Source organism: Pseudomonas sp. GW821-FHT11D10 (assembly GCF_058808435.1).
In genome coordinates this window covers 249,192-263,169 of record NZ_JBXARR010000007.1, presented here as the reverse complement: position 1 = coordinate 263,169, position 13,978 = coordinate 249,192, and the positions used below count along the sequence as shown (strand labels likewise).

Genomic DNA, 13,978 nt, shown 5'->3' with positions numbered 1-13,978 from the left:
GTTATCTCCGGGTCGGGTCGAACGTGGCGGGCAGCGTGGCCCAGCAGGTGTCGTAAGTGGATTGCAGTTGCGGGCAGTCAAGGGCGAAGCGGCTTGGGCGCAGCACCTGGCTGGTCTCGAACATGAAGGCCATGGTGTTGTCGATCTTCGCCGGTTTGAGGTCCGCGTTGATGGCTTTGGTGCAGGTCTCGCCGTCCGGGCCGTGGGCGCTCATGCAGCTGTGCAGGGACGCACCGCCGGGCAGGAAGCCTTCGGCCTTGGCGTCGTACTCGCCCTGGATCAGACCCATAAATTCGTTCATCAGGTTGCGGTGGAACCACGGCGGACGGAAGGTGTTCTCGGCCACCATCCAGCGCGGCGGGAAGATCACGAAGTCGAGGTTGGCCAGACCGTGGACGCTGGTCGGCGAGGTCAGCACGGTGAAGATCGACGGATCCGGGTGATCGAAACTGACGGTGCCGATGGTGTTGAAACGGCGCAGGTCATATTTGTACGGCACGTTGTTGCCGTGCCAGGCGACCACGTTCAGCGGTGAGTGATTGAGTTCGGTGCCCCACAACTGGCCGAGGAATTTCTGCACCAGGGTGGTCGGTTGTTGCAGGTTTTCGTAGGCGGCGACCGGGGTCAGGAAGTCCCGCGGATTGGCCAGACCGTTGCTGCCGATCGGCCCGAGGTCCGGCAGGCGCAGTGGCGCGCCATGGTTTTCGGCGACGTAACCGCGTGCTTGCGAGTCGAGCAATTCGACGCGGAATTTCAGGCCCCGTGGCAACACGGCGATTTCCAGCGGCGCCACTTCCAGCACACCCAGTTCGGTGGCGATGCGCAGGCGCCCCAGTTGCGGCACCAGCAGCAGCTCGCCGTCGGCGTTGAAGAACACCCGTTCCATCGAACGGTTGGCGCAGTAGTGATAGATGCTGATGCCGGCCGGTTTCTCGGCAGCGGAATTGGCCGCCATGCTCACCAGACCGTCGATGAAATCGGTCGGTTCGGCCGGGATCTCCAGCGGGTTCCAGCGCAGGCGATTGGGGGTCACTTCACCCAACGGGCCGCCCGCCAGTTGCCGCTCCAGTTTGACGAATGCCGGGTGGTTGGCCGACGGCTGGATCCGGTACATCCAGGTACGCCGCGCTTCGCTGCGGGTCATGGTGAACGCGGTGCCGGAGAACAGTTCGGTGTAGAGACCGTAAGGGGCTTTCTGCGGGGAGTTCTGGCCGACGGGCAGTGCGCCGGGCAACGCTTCAGAGCTGAATTCGTTGCCGAAACCGGACTGGTAAGCCAGGGCTGAATCGAGGTTCATGGAGCCTCCTGAACAGGGAGTCGGCATGGCCGGACGCTCTGGATCAGAGGTCTTGGCACGCCGGGGTTATTTTTATCGTAATTCAATTACGCATAACGTAATTTGCTCGCTATCCAGCGTCAAGCTATAAAGACGCCCATTCGTTCCGGGACACGGCAGCACCATGGAAAAAACCAGCGACAGCAACGGCAAACAGAAAGTCCGCTCCGCCGAAGTCGGCACCGACATCCTCAAGGCCCTGGCCGAGTTGTCGCCGTCCACTTCGCTGTCGCGTCTGGCCGAACATGTGCAGATGCCGGCGAGCAAAGTGCATCGCTATCTCCAGGCCTTGATTGCCTCGGGCTTTGCCGAACAGAACACCGCCACCAACCACTACGGCCTCGGCCGTGAAGCGCTGCGCGTGGGCTTGGCCGCACTCAACAGTATGGACGTGCTGAAAGTCGCCGCCCTGCCGCTGGCCGAGTTGCGCGACGAACTCAACGAAACCTGTTTCCTCGCGGTGTGGGGTAATCAGGGCGCGACCGTGGTGCACATCGAACCCGCGGTGCGCGCGGTGACGGTAGTGACGCAACTGGGCTCGGTGTTGCCGCTGCTCAGTTCCTCCACCGGTCTGGTCTTCGGCGCGTACCTGCCGCATCGGGAAACCGACGAATTGCGCGAACAGGAAATCGCCGTCGGCGGCCATCCGCTGGCAGACGAAAAAGCCTATGCGGCGTTGTGCGAACAGATCCGCGATCGCGGTCTGCATCATGTCCACGGCTTGCTGATGCCCGGTGTCGATGCCCTGTCGGCACCGGTGTTCAACGCCCTCGGGCAGGTCGCTGCGGTGTTGACCATCGTCGGCCCGACCTCGCTGTTCCACGCCGACGAAAACGGCCCGGCGGCGCAGCGGTTGCTGGCGGCGACGCGGGCCGTGAGCTGGCGGATGGGTTATCAACCAGCGTGAATGTTCATCGGCATAAACCGAGCATTCTCGCCCGTGCCACGGCGTGAGTCCGGCGCTCGACACCCAGTTTCGCGTGAATTCGCCGGACATGGGTTTTGACCGTGTGCAACGAGATGAACAACGTGTCCGCAATTTGCTGATTGGAGCTTCCCGACGCGATCAGTCCAAGCACCTGCGACTCTCTCAGACTCAATGAGCCTTCGTTATCCCCTTCATCAAGAAGTGGAGCGGCCAGCGTTGAACCGGGCCAAAGGTTCAGCGCCTTGTCATCAAACTTCATCGACAAACGCTGCAAGTTGAAATGACTGGCCAACGTGCGCCCGTTGTCGAAGTACCCCCGGGCAGACTCCGGCTCATCGAGCTTCCAGGCCACCTCGCTCATGACCCACAGCAACTCGGCTTCCAGCGCGATCATCCGGCTGGCGTGGGCATACTCAAGCAAACTCTGCAGACGCGTCATCGGCTGTTGTGCCTGACCCAATCGGATCTCGGCCAGAATCAGCAAACACTCGATGCGCGGAATCAGTTCCAGCGTTGCCGGCGGCGCCTGCCGTGCGCGCGGGCCACGATAGTGCCTGAGCACACGACTCAATGCTTCGCGAGCCAGTTCGGGTCGCCCTTGTTGCAGCCAGAATTCACTACTGACCTGCAGCAGAACCCCGCGATAAACCGTGTCCGGGATCTGCCGCTGTTGCATCAACCGTTCGGCATCACGCAGACGCATGAACGCCTGTGGGTAATCACCTTGATCGGCAGCCAGTTGTGCCTGTCCCAGAAAGCCATAAAGCACTCGCTTGTCAAAGCTGCGCAGGCAGTCGTCGAGCCCTTGTTGAAAGAATTCGGCCGCCCGGCCTTGCTGCCCCATGTTCAACGCCAACCGCCCGCGACGCAGGGCAATACGGCCCAGCAGCGGCGTCGGTCGCTCGACGCACGCGCCGAGCATGGCGCAAAGATTGGCCAGCAATTCTTCGGCACGAGCCGACGCCCCTCGCTGCTCCAGCAGTTGGGCATGATCCAGTTCCAGCAACGCCTCGAACAGTAAAGAACCCTCTGCCCGAGCCAGGCACAGCGTTTCACGATTGATCGAATGAGCCAGCTCCAGCTCCCCGCACAGCAACGCCTGCTGAGTGCGGCCCGACAGGCACAGCAAACGCGCCGTCCAGGCCTGCGGCGACAGCTCGTTCAAGGCTTGCTCGAAATGCTCGCGCGCCTCGTCCATGTGCCCCTGCAAATGCAACAGCCAGCCTTGCTGAGCCTGCCAGCGGGCGATCAATTGCCGTTGCTGACCCGCCGACGGTGGCGGCAGAAAACGCGACAGTTGCCCGATGCAATCCGCCGCCTGGGCAAATCGTCCGGCAAACAACAGCGCTGCCGTGATCAGCCCGACCAGTTGCGCCGAACCCAGCAGCAGTTCCTCGCCTCGCTGCTCGTACAGACGCAGTAGCAGCACAACGGTCTGCTCCTCGAACAGGTGCTCGAAGCTGAAGTGCTGCAACAGGCTCACCGCGACCTCGTACTCTTCGGCCAGCAATGCCTGCTCGAAGGCACATTTCCAATGCTGTCCGGCGGTAAACCACTGACAGGCCCGGCGATGCCAGGAACGTCCGGCCGGCCAGGGTTCATCACGCATCAAACGCGACAGCGGAGCACACACCTGCAACCAGTCCGGCGACCCTTGCCAGGGTTCGATAAAACACCCGAGCGTTTGCAGCGTACGCATCCACTGCGCTCCTTCGCCGGCACCGAACAGGTGATCGCACAGGCTGGCGTTGAACCGCGGCAAATGCGCCAGCACCCGCCAGGCCTCGGCCAGCTCAGGGCTCAAACCACTGAACAGTTCGTGTTGCAGGTAGTCCAGCAGGGTGTCCATGCGTTGCTGCGGCAAGGTCTTTTGCGACCAGTCGCATTTTTGCATCAACAGAATCCGCACCCCGGCGCACCAGCCACCGCTGCGCTGGAGGATTCGCCCGGCCACGTCGTCGGCCTGAGCTGGCGGCAGGTGCCGCAACAGTTGTGCAATCTCGCCGCGACTCAACGCCAGCGCCGCGCGTTCGCACTCGTACAAGGCATCATCGAGCAACAGCCGCGGCCAGTTGCATTGCGGGCGTCGACGCGTGCCGATCCACCAGATGACGGCAGGACTGGCAAGCGCCAGCATCCGGTCGAGCAGCGCATCCAGCGCAGGCTCTTCAACACGGCAGTAATCGTCGAGAAACACCCAGACCGGCGAGGACCGGCGCGCCAGCTCATGCAGCAGCGACGACTCATCTGCCGCTGCCAGCCCCAATGCCTGCGCCAGTCGCTCGCAAAATGCCGCGACACTCATCGACATGCCCGCCAGCGGCAGCCAGCACACCGTACATTCGGCGGGCGCCTGCAGCAGGCATTCGGCGAACAGCGTGCTTTTGCCACTGCCGGCCGGTGCGCAAATCAACCGGACTCGTGCCGAAGACTCGAGCAGTGATGCAGTCAGACGTGGACGTGGAAGATGATGAGCTGAGAGTCTGGGCAGAAATCCCGGGCGATCCGGAGCGTGGGTCATGGCGGTCATCGGGTACGCCTTTTTATCGTTGTACGCTCACCCTAGCCCTCTCCCCGGCGCTTGTTGACGAGTATTCAGTACGCTGATTGGTGCCCATAAAAAAGGCGACCGTACGGTCGCCCTTTGCCTTGCCAATGTATCGAAATCCTTACCGTACGCCCTCGGCACGCAGGGCCGACGGGGTGTAGTCGGCGGCCTTGGCTTCGAAGCCGAATTCGAAGCTGTGCTTCTCTTCGTTTTTCATCCCCAAGGCAATGTACCGGCCGGCGATGATGTCGTAGAGCGCTTCGAGGGTGTAGGCCTGGGCCTGGTGATCGTAGTAGTACTGCGCGTGCCCCTCGGCCACTCGCCACAGTTGCCCGCGACCGTCGTAGTGATCGGCCAGCGCCACTTGCCAGCTGTCCTCGTCGATGTACATGTGGCGCTTGGCGTAGATGTGCCGCTCGTTCGGTTTCACCGTGCCGACCACTTCCCAGACCCGGTGCAGTTCATAGCGGGTCAGGTCCTGATTGATGTGCCCGGCCTTGACGATATCGTCGTACTTGAGGCTCGGCGAATCGAGCTTGTAGCTGTTGTACGGAATGTACATTTCCTTCTTGCCGATCAGTTTCCAGTCATAGCGATCCGGTGCGCCGGAGAACATGTCGAAGTTGTCCGAGGTGCGCAGGCCGTCGGCGGCGGTGCCCGGCCCGTCATAGGCGACCTGCGGCGCGCGACGCACCCGGCGCTGGCCGGCGTTGTAGATCCACGCCAGACGCGGCTCCTTCACCTGATCAAGGGTCTCGTGCACCAGCAGCACGTTACCGGCCAGTCGCGCCGGAGCGGTCACCGACTGTTTGAAGAAGGTCAGCACGTTGGCGGCTTTGTCCGCGTCCAGATCCTTCATCAGTTGCGGCACGGCGATCTCTTCTTCGAAGCGGATCGGCGTGTAGCTGCCGTTGGTCTGCGGGGTTACCTGAGTGATGATGCGTTTGACGTTGCCGCCGTGATAGCGGGTGATGTGGTTCCACAACACCTCGACCCCGTTCTTGGGAATCGGGAAGGCGTAGTAGCGATTGCCGGTGAAATTGGCCAGACCGTTACCGTCGTTGATCGTCGTGACATTGAGCGCACTGCGCTTGGCCGACTCGTAGATTTCCGGCGGCACGGCGACGGTGCGATGGGTCGGGTAGACCGGAATCTTGTAGGTCTCGGGGTAGCGCTTGAACATCGCCACCTGACCGTCGGACAGTTTGTCCTTGTACTTGTCGACGTTGGCGGCGGTGATGGTGAACAGCGGTTTTTCGCTGGCGAACGGGTCAGCCAGGAAGCCCTTGCTGTCGACCGCACCAGCGTTTTTCGGGATACCGCCGGTCCAGGCCGGAATCGACCCGTCGGCGTTACCGGCCTTCTCGGCCCCCAGCGGCGTCAGGCTGGTGCCGAGCTTGTTGGCTTCGTCCGGCGACACCGCCGCAATCACGTTGGCGGCCAGCAGGCTCAGGGCCAGGACACCGCATTGCAGAATCATCTTGCGCATTGCATTCATCCTTCTCGGGCAGATCAGAAGTTCACACCGAAGCTCAGGGCCACGAAGTCACGGTCTTCGAGGGTGTTGTAGTCACCGCCGAAAAAATCGGTGTAACTCAGGCTCGCGGTATAGGTGTTGCGGTAGTCGGCATCGACCCCGACGCTGACGGCTTTGGCACCCTCGTTGAACAGACCGTTGGGGCCATAACCGGCGACGTCGTGGGACCAGGACAGGTTGGGCTTGAGGTTGATCCCGCCGATCACGTTGGCGTAATCGAGGATCGCCCGGGCGCGGTAGCCCCAGGACGTGGAGGTGACGAAACCGTCGGTGTCGCCGCCGAAACCGTACTGGCCGTAGACCGAGTCACGGCCGTAACGCAGTTTGCTGCGTGACTCCAGTCCACCGACCCGAACCACCGCAGCTTCACCGACCAGAGTCAGACGCTGCGCGCCCCAGACCTGATCGAAAAAGTGCGTGAGGGTGCTCTGGATCTGCGTCACTTCCTTGCGCCGATAGCCCTTGTTGTCGGCGCCCGGCGAGGTAACCAGCGGCGACGCGGCACCGCCTGCAATCGGATTGAGCAGCGCCAGGGTCAGGTCGTTGGTGTTGACCTGCACCGGCGCGTTGGGCCGGTAGCTGATCTCGCCGGTCCAGGCGGTGCCGGTCGGCAGTGTGGTGGAGAAACTCGCACCATACAGGCGGATGTCTTCCGGGTATTCGAGGTAGTACTGACCACGCCCGAGCATCACGCTTTGCGCCAATCCCGATCCACTGCCGGGCGCCAGCCGGTTGGCAGTCGCGACCATGCCGGGCAACGCCGAGAGGGTCGACAAACCGGCGGTGCTTGTGCCGACGGTCGGCGTGCGACTGTGGTAGTTCATAAAGTAGAGGCCGTACTCGGTGTCATCGCCGAGCCAGCGCAACGCCGTGCCCCATTGCCCGGAATCCCGCGCATCGCGGTCGCCGCCACGGGGCACGATCACGCCTTCGCGGGTCACCTGGATCGGCTGGCCAAAGGCTGCCGCCAGCGGCGCCAACGGGGCGATCGCCGGGCTGCCGACGGTGTAGCCGTTGTTGCAACCGTCCGCCGCCACGTCGACCCCGAAGAAGGTGCCGCAGTTGTCGAGAACGGTCTGATCCCATTCCAGTTGATAGAAGCCTTCGACCGTCAGTTGATCGGTCAACCCCTGGGAGGCGAACAGCATGTTCACCGGAATCAGCCCTTCCTTGATCTCCGCACCTGGCCGGCGGAACGCCGAGACGTCGATCGGGTTGATGCTGTTGATCGAGTTGCCGATGAAGGTACTTTCGCCCCAGCTCACCACCTGTTTGCCGGCGCGCACCGTGCCCGGCAGGTCGGCGATGGAATAGTTGTGATAGACGAACGCATCGAGGATCTGCGCGCCGGAAGACTTCGCGCCCTCCTTGCGGCCCTTGTCACTGATCGGTTTGAACTCGCGGTCTTCGTCCTTGAGTTCGAAGTCGTACCAGTACTTGCCGCGCACGAACACACCGGTGTCGCCGTACTTCAGTTCGAGGTCGTGGATACCCTTGAAAATCTTGGAAAAGGTCTCGCCCTTCTTGAAGTTCAAACGCCCGTCATCACCGGTGGACGACTGGCCCGTCCCGCCGTTGACCGTACCCACCAGCGACTTGTCGGCATCACGCATGCCCCAGCTCGCACCGACCGACAGCGACGAATCGAACGTGCCTTCGATTTCCCCGATATTGAAAGCGACCGCGTGCGCCTGGGCACAGCAACCCAAGGCCACCGCAGCGGCGAGCGCGTGCGGCGTGAAGATGGCGCGCATTGTTGTTTTTGTCATGCGTCTTCCCCGGTGAGTGACAGAAGGCCCCACCCTACTGCCGCACCACAGCGAGGATAAGCGCACCAAGGAGGTATTCACGCTGTCGCTCGAAAGGATGAATCCCCGCCTGCGACAAGGCTTTGCGCCCGCCATGAACAGGCTGGATGCACCACTATCAACGCAACGGATGATGGCCATCAAATCGCCGCACTGTTACATGCCCCGTAACAGTGCATGTACGGTTTCGCTATTTTTACTTTGGTCTCGAGCGCTTATTCTGAGCGGGCTTTCACGGCGCACCGCCGCGAAGCACGAAGTCCGCGACCGAGTCGGCGGCAACCGATTTCTGATGGACCGAAGCGTTCTTCGATTCATCGCCCCGGTGTTCACTGACGTTGATTTGTAGCTCCTTGATCCAACGTCTTACCTTGGCCGCTGCGTTTGCAGCGGCCTTTTTTATGGGCGATGGTTTAGCGCGCCGAGTCAGTAAGCCCGGCAACCACGCTGGCAATCAGAACGTCGCTACGAACGGCGGTGTCCCTGGCGCTGTCGGCGATTTCTACAGTGGCTGCGCCGGTGATCGTCGGATTCGCCGCTTTGCTGGCCCCGTCGAAACTGGGCAACAGCGATCTGTATTCGGCCAGCGTTCCACTGTCAGACCTCGCACCCGACTTGAGCAGCGAGGAGCTTTATCAGTTGGGCACCATTGGAGGGGAAGTCGATCTGCCGGTCAGGCTGGGCTCGTCGACGATGGGCGACAAAATCGAGTTCGTCGTAGTCACCACGGATGGTCTGACGGTCCCAGCCAATGTGCCAGTTCGGGCGGCACGCTTTGACGCTCGCACCCACACTTACGTTTCCACCGCCAGCGACACCAACGGCCCCACGCTGACCTGGACGCCATTAGCAGATCCGCTGAATCCTTCTACGGATTTGCCGCAGGCGGATAAGGATCTGCCGATTTACGACGGTGCTGAAGTGGTTCCCGGAGAGGGGCGGATTGATCCATTTCCTGAACTGGATCGGTTTGAGTTTGGCGGGTTTATCACGGTTTTTCCGATTGAGTCCGGGATACCGCCGCTGTATGTGGTTTTCAGCAGTCCCTACGATGGGGCATTCGTCAGAGGGAAATTCAGTGGCCGCGTTTTCAATCCGAACCAGGCTGGGGGGCCAATACTTGATCTGGACTGGCGATCCTCGGTCATAAGTCGCGCCGGGATCGATGCGGTGAAGCTGCATATCGCACGCCTCGATCAATCGGATGCCAATGACGTGATGATCCAGCGATTAGAAGAAATTCTTAGCGGACGGCTGGCTTTCACGGATACGGATCTACGCTATTACACTCACGAAATCAGGGAGCTTGAACGGTTTCGAGCGCTGGGCTTGAGCGATGCCTTCCGACCCGACAGAGAATCTCCAATGTGGAACAACGCGCACACTGCGACATTGGAAGATTTCAAGCTGGAAGATAACGAGTCACTGCTCTATTCGAAAGACGCGATAGCGGCAGCGGACAAACAAGACGAATTGTTTTTTAGAAACTTGTTAAAAGGAGGCAAGCAGTGAGCATCGTCGAACAGATCATCAAAAATGAAACGGTAGAAGATGTCCTGACTGTCTTCGCACTCGGTTCCGCGATTCCGTCACTAGATCGAATGTTTGGACGGTACCGATACGAAGTCATCGAGAATGGTGAGTTACTGAAAACTTACGCCAGGCTTTTCGAGGAGGGTGTGCTCGCCAATGGTGACGGACCAATCGCTATCAAAGGCCCGAACTGGAAAGCTCCTGATTTCATGTCAAACAACAAATACGCTTAGCAGAGCGTCAGGCCACCAAGGATCAACTTGGTGGCCCTCTCCACCTACAACGAATACTTCTGCAAATTCCCCATCATTTCCTTCAGCGCTTCAATGTTGTCCTTCGGATGCGCCGCGCCTTCGAAATCACAGATCTGCTGCCAGTGCGCCGCGACGTCTTCCGGGGAAAACCCGACGCGAGGATCGAACCCGGCGCCCAGGCTGCGCTCCCAGCGCACCTTGCCCATCCAGCCGCCGCCGACTTCGAACAGGCCGGAGGTTTCCTGGCATTGTTCGCTGGCCAGGTACACCACGAGCGGGCTGACCAGTTCCGGTTTGAGTTGTTCGAACACTTGCGGCGGGATCAGGCCTTCGGTCATGCGGGTGCCGCCGGTGGGGGCGATGGCGTTGACCAGGATGTTGTTCTTGCGACCTTCGATGGCCAGAGTGCGGGTCAGGCCGTAGAGACCCAATTTGGCCATGCCGTAGTTGGACTGGCCGAAGTTGCCATAGATGCCCGAGGTCGACGCGGTGAAGATCACTCGGCCGTAATTTTGCTCGCGCAGGTGCGGCCATGCGGCGCGTGTCACTTTGTAGGCGCCTTCGACGTGGACGCGATAGACCAGATCCCAGTCGGCGTCTTCCATCTTGTGAAAGGTCTTGTCGCGCAGGATCCCGGCGTTGTTGACCACCACATCGACGCGGCCGAACACATCGAGCGCGTTCTGCACCAGTTTGTCGCCGTCGGTGACCGAATCATGGTTGGCTTCGGCGATGCCGCCGGCCTCACGGATTTCCGCTACCACGCGATCAGCGGCCGAAGCGTTGGCGCCCTCGCCCTGGGTCGATCCGCCGAGGTCGTTGACCAGCACTTTGGCGCCCTGTTTGGCGAACAGCAAAGCGTGAGCGCGTCCCAGGCCACCACCGGCTCCGGTGACGATCACGACTTTATCTTCGAAACGCACAGACTCATTCATCGGGGCAACTCCAGCAGGCCTGAGGGACAGTGTCCCGAGTGTCAGGCACGACGCGTTCGGTCACAACGAACACGGCTGGGGCTGAATGGTGCGCGATAAGGCTGGGGGATGATGAAAACGTGCCGAGGCGCCAGGCGCCTCCGGCAAGCGTTCAGGAACACGCCACCTTGCGCGGCGGCAACACGAAGTGATCGCGAAATTCGAGGTAATGCTTGAGCACCTGCACCGGCGCTTCGGTTTGCGGGTAGTGTCCGATGCCCGGCAACAGCACGGTGTCCGCGTCGGGAATCAACTCGCGATAACGCTCGACCATGTGCGCGCCCGAAATCGGATCGACTTCGCCGTCGATCACCCGCAGCGGCACCTCGCCGCGCTGCATCGCCGCGACCCAGCGATCACGCTGAACCCGACGTTCGGGAATGTAGTGAATCAGCTTGTGCATGACCCGCGGCCCGCGATTGCATTCGATCAGGCTCCAGAAATCATCCATCTCGCTTTCGCTGGGCCGGGTGTCCGGGCCGAAAATCTGATGAAAACTTTTCACCAGCGCATCACGGGTGAAGGCCCGGCCGATCATCCAGCCCAAGGGGCTGAGCAGCAGTTTTTGCGTCAGCAGCGGCCGATGGGTTTCCGGGAACAGACCACCGTTGAGGAACACGCAACTGGCGACCTCGATCAGATCGTCGTAATGCCGGGCCAGCAGTTCCTGGGCAACACTGTCGCCGTAGTCGTGGGCCAGAATGTGCACCGGTTGTTCGATCTGCAGATGCGCCAGCAAGGCCTGTTGCAGATCGGCCTGCTCCAGCAGGCTGTAGGTGTGATTGAGGGGTTTGGCCGAGTCGCCGAAGCCGAGCATGTCGCAGGCAATCACCCGGTAGCGCTGGGACAGCGGCTGCCACAGGTAATGCCAGTCCCAACTGGCCGTCGGGAAACCATGGATCAGCAGCAGCGGTTCGCCCTGCCCGGCCGTCCAGTAACGGATCGGCTGACCACGGAAGACAAACGTCTGGCTGCGCTTGCGCCAGGCACTCAGCGGAATCTCGGCGAGAGGCATTAGAGTTTATACCCCGGGTCTTGTTTATCGAGTTTGCGCAGCAGCGCCGGCCAGGCCAGCGCGCCACCCATGCCTTGAGCACTTTTGGTGACGCCGGCAATCATCGCCTTGGCGCCTGCCAGAATCTGCGGTTCGATGGCGATCAGTTCGGCACCGCCGGTCTGCGCCATGACCTGGATATCGCACGCACGCTGAAAGGTGAACATCATCAGGAACGTGTCGGCGATGGTGCCACCACAGGTCAGGAGACCGTGGTTGTGCAGCATCAGGAAATTGCTGTCACCGAGATCCGCCTGCAACCGCGCTTTCTCTTCATGATTGAGCGCCACACCCTCATAGGCATGAAAGGCCAGGCTCGACAGCACGAACAGCGATTGCTGACTGATCGGCAACACCCCCTGCTTCTGCGCCGACACTGCGACACCGGAGGCGGTGTGGGTGTGCAGCACGCAGGCCACGTCGTGCCGCACTTCGTGCACGGCGCTGTGGATGGTGTAGCCGGCAGGATTGATTTCGTAAGGGCTGTCCATGAGTTTGTTGCCGGCCTGGTCGACCTTCACCAGGCTCGAGGCGGTGATCTCATGGAACATCAGGCCAAACGGGTTGATCAGAAAATCTTCGGTGCCGGGCACCTTGGCGGAAATGTGGGTGAAAATCAGATCGTCCCAGCCATGCAGCGCGACCAGACGATAACAGGCGGCCAGATCGACCCGGGTCTGCCATTCCGCGGCACTGACCTGGTCTTTGACGTTCACGGACGAAGGGACGGGGGCTACGCTCACTGTATGCACCTCTGCGTTCTTATTGTTTTTGCGTGTGTCAGCAGTCTAGTCAGCCCCGGACGGTCGCGTAGTTGCATTGGCAGCCAGCTTGATGACTGAACGAGTCAGCTACGCAAACAGCTTGGATCCATGTCAAAGCAACGACGCCAACAAAGGTGCGGCGAACAGATTGAGCAGCCCGGTGAGCACCATTACCAGCCCCGCGACCGAGCCTTCTTCGCCGCCCACTTCATGAGCCCGACTGACTCCGGCACCGTGCGCACCGACGCCGAACAATGCACCGCGCGCCAGGGCGCTGCGCAACGGCAGCCACTTGAGCAGCACACCGCCGAGCATCGCGCCGAACACACCGGTGAACATCACGAACACCGCTGTCAGCTCCGGCACACCGCCCAGGTCTTGCGCCAGCGGCATGGCGAAGGGTGTGGTGATCGAGCGCGGCACCAGCGACAGCGTCACCGAACTGTCCAGCGCCAGCGCCTTCGCGAGGCCGAACGACGTGGCGATTGATGCGGCGCTGCCAGCCAGCATGCCCAGCAACAACGCCGACCAATGCCGCACCAGCAAGCGCCGCTGTTGCCAGATCGGCACTGCAAACGCCACGGTGACAGGCCCGAGCACCAGCATCAGCCAATGGGTGTTGCTGGAGTACTCGGCGTAAGCGGTGTGCAGCGGCACGGCAAGCGCCAGCAGCAACGCGGGGACCAGAATCAGTGGCGACAGCACGTAATGCCCGGTCCGGCGGTACAGCCAGCGACTGAACAGATAAGCCAGCAACGTAAACGCCAGCCAGAACATCGGCATCAGCTCAAGCTTCATGGGACCGCCTCAGGCGCACGGCCAGTTCCACAGTGAACGCGGTCACCAGCATCACCATCAGCGTACTGGCCGCGATCACCAACAAGATCCGCCAGCCGTCATCGCGCAGCAATGCGCCGTAATCCAGCAAACTCATCAGCGCCGGAATGAAGAACAGCAGCATCTCGGCCATCAACAATCCCGCGCCCATTTGCAGCGCCGCCGGTTTGACCCAGCCGAACGCGAAACCCAGCAGCAACAGCGCCATGCCTATCACGCCGCCGGGAACTGGCCAGGCCAGCCACGCTGCGATCTGGCAGCCGAGCAGGTAGAGAGCAAGCAGAACGGCCAGTTCGGCCAGCAGGCGGGAGAGGTATTTAACGGTCGAGGCTTTCATCGGTGGGCTCCTTTCAGGTGCCTATTTTACGAACCCGACTGCCATCTCCGAAGCGAATTGTTAGACTC

Annotated in this window: 12 protein-coding genes; 3 read left to right on the top strand and 9 right to left on the bottom strand. The window is 61.3% G+C overall.

What is annotated here, in order from left to right:
• Position 1: 1 nt before the first annotated feature.
• The gene (gene hmgA, locus AC1RT4_RS21415) at positions 2 to 1,297 is read right to left on the bottom strand and encodes a homogentisate 1,2-dioxygenase (protein WP_493087677.1); all 1,296 of its coding nucleotides are present in this window, start codon (positions 1,295 to 1,297) and stop codon (positions 2 to 4) included.
• Positions 1,298 to 1,460: 163 nt separating this feature from the next.
• Between hmgA and AC1RT4_RS21410 the strand changes: the two genes are divergently transcribed.
• The gene (locus AC1RT4_RS21410) at positions 1,461 to 2,243 is read left to right on the top strand and encodes an IclR family transcriptional regulator (protein WP_493087675.1); all 783 of its coding nucleotides are present in this window, start codon (positions 1,461 to 1,463) and stop codon (positions 2,241 to 2,243) included.
• A 4-nt stretch (positions 2,244 to 2,247) separates the two neighbouring features.
• Here the strand turns inward: AC1RT4_RS21410 and AC1RT4_RS21405 are convergent, their stop codons facing one another.
• From AC1RT4_RS21405 to AC1RT4_RS21395, 3 genes are all read right to left on the bottom strand, one after another.
• Complete coding sequence (locus AC1RT4_RS21405; RefSeq protein ID WP_493087673.1) at positions 2,248 to 4,794, bottom strand: helix-turn-helix transcriptional regulator; 2,547 nt, start codon at positions 4,792 to 4,794, stop codon at positions 2,248 to 2,250.
• A 139-nt stretch (positions 4,795 to 4,933) separates the two neighbouring features.
• Entirely contained in the window at positions 4,934 to 6,301 is a 1,368-nt protein-coding gene (locus tag AC1RT4_RS21400; RefSeq protein WP_007957243.1) for a DUF1329 domain-containing protein, read from the bottom strand.
• Between the two features lie 23 nt (positions 6,302 to 6,324).
• Positions 6,325 to 8,118, bottom strand: coding sequence for a DUF1302 domain-containing protein (locus AC1RT4_RS21395; RefSeq protein WP_493087671.1), 1,794 nt, complete (start codon positions 8,116 to 8,118; stop codon positions 6,325 to 6,327).
• Between the two features lie 516 nt (positions 8,119 to 8,634).
• Between AC1RT4_RS21395 and AC1RT4_RS21390 the strand changes: the two genes are divergently transcribed.
• The gene (locus tag AC1RT4_RS21390; protein ID WP_493087669.1) at positions 8,635 to 9,669 is read left to right on the top strand and encodes an S-type pyocin domain-containing protein; all 1,035 of its coding nucleotides are present in this window, start codon (positions 8,635 to 8,637) and stop codon (positions 9,667 to 9,669) included.
• Complete coding sequence (locus AC1RT4_RS21385; protein ID WP_493087667.1) at positions 9,666 to 9,923, top strand: immunity protein; 258 nt, start codon at positions 9,666 to 9,668, stop codon at positions 9,921 to 9,923. Before AC1RT4_RS21390 ends, AC1RT4_RS21385 begins: the two co-directional genes overlap by 4 nt.
• A gap of 44 nt (positions 9,924 to 9,967) precedes the next feature.
• Here AC1RT4_RS21385 and AC1RT4_RS21380 read toward each other — a convergent pair whose 3' ends face one another.
• The 5 genes from AC1RT4_RS21380 to AC1RT4_RS21360 form a co-directional block, all read right to left on the bottom strand.
• Entirely contained in the window at positions 9,968 to 10,879 is a 912-nt protein-coding gene (locus AC1RT4_RS21380) for an SDR family oxidoreductase (RefSeq protein WP_011332507.1), read from the bottom strand.
• 151 nt (positions 10,880 to 11,030) lie between these two features.
• Positions 11,031 to 11,933, bottom strand: a complete 903-nt coding sequence (locus AC1RT4_RS21375) for an alpha/beta fold hydrolase (RefSeq protein WP_493087664.1) — start codon at positions 11,931 to 11,933, stop codon at positions 11,031 to 11,033.
• Positions 11,933 to 12,715 carry a class II aldolase/adducin family protein gene (locus AC1RT4_RS21370; RefSeq protein ID WP_007957227.1) on the bottom strand — a complete coding sequence of 261 codons (783 nt, stop codon included), beginning with the start codon at positions 12,713 to 12,715 and terminating at the stop codon, positions 11,933 to 11,935. Before AC1RT4_RS21370 ends, AC1RT4_RS21375 begins: the two co-directional genes overlap by 1 nt.
• Before the next feature lie 132 nt (positions 12,716 to 12,847).
• Positions 12,848 to 13,534 carry an LrgB family protein gene (locus AC1RT4_RS21365; protein ID WP_493087662.1) on the bottom strand — a complete coding sequence of 229 codons (687 nt, stop codon included), beginning with the start codon at positions 13,532 to 13,534 and terminating at the stop codon, positions 12,848 to 12,850.
• Entirely contained in the window at positions 13,524 to 13,910 is a 387-nt protein-coding gene (locus AC1RT4_RS21360) for a CidA/LrgA family protein (protein WP_493087660.1), read from the bottom strand. Before AC1RT4_RS21360 ends, AC1RT4_RS21365 begins: the two co-directional genes overlap by 11 nt.
• Positions 13,911 to 13,978: the final 68 nt, after the last annotated feature.

Excerpts from the sequence above, each read along its gene's own strand:
- hmgA (WP_493087677.1), bottom strand. The coding sequence starts at position 1,297 with ATGAACCTCGATTCAGCCCTGGCTTACCAGTCCGGTTTCGGCAACGAA.
- AC1RT4_RS21410 (WP_493087675.1), top strand. The coding sequence starts at position 1,461 with ATGGAAAAAACCAGCGACAGCAACGGCAAACAGAAAGTCCGCTCCGCC.
- AC1RT4_RS21405 (WP_493087673.1), bottom strand. The coding sequence starts at position 4,794 with ATGACCGCCATGACCCACGCTCCGGATCGCCCGGGATTTCTGCCCAGA.
- AC1RT4_RS21400 (WP_007957243.1), bottom strand. The coding sequence starts at position 6,301 with ATGCGCAAGATGATTCTGCAATGCGGTGTCCTGGCCCTGAGCCTGCTG.
- AC1RT4_RS21395 (WP_493087671.1), bottom strand. The coding sequence starts at position 8,118 with ATGACAAAAACAACAATGCGCGCCATCTTCACGCCGCACGCGCTCGCC.
- AC1RT4_RS21380 (WP_011332507.1), bottom strand. The coding sequence starts at position 10,879 with ATGAATGAGTCTGTGCGTTTCGAAGATAAAGTCGTGATCGTCACCGGA.
- AC1RT4_RS21375 (WP_493087664.1), bottom strand. The coding sequence starts at position 11,933 with ATGCCTCTCGCCGAGATTCCGCTGAGTGCCTGGCGCAAGCGCAGCCAG.
- AC1RT4_RS21365 (WP_493087662.1), bottom strand. The coding sequence starts at position 13,534 with ATGAAGCTTGAGCTGATGCCGATGTTCTGGCTGGCGTTTACGTTGCTG.
- AC1RT4_RS21360 (WP_493087660.1), bottom strand. The coding sequence starts at position 13,910 with ATGAAAGCCTCGACCGTTAAATACCTCTCCCGCCTGCTGGCCGAACTG.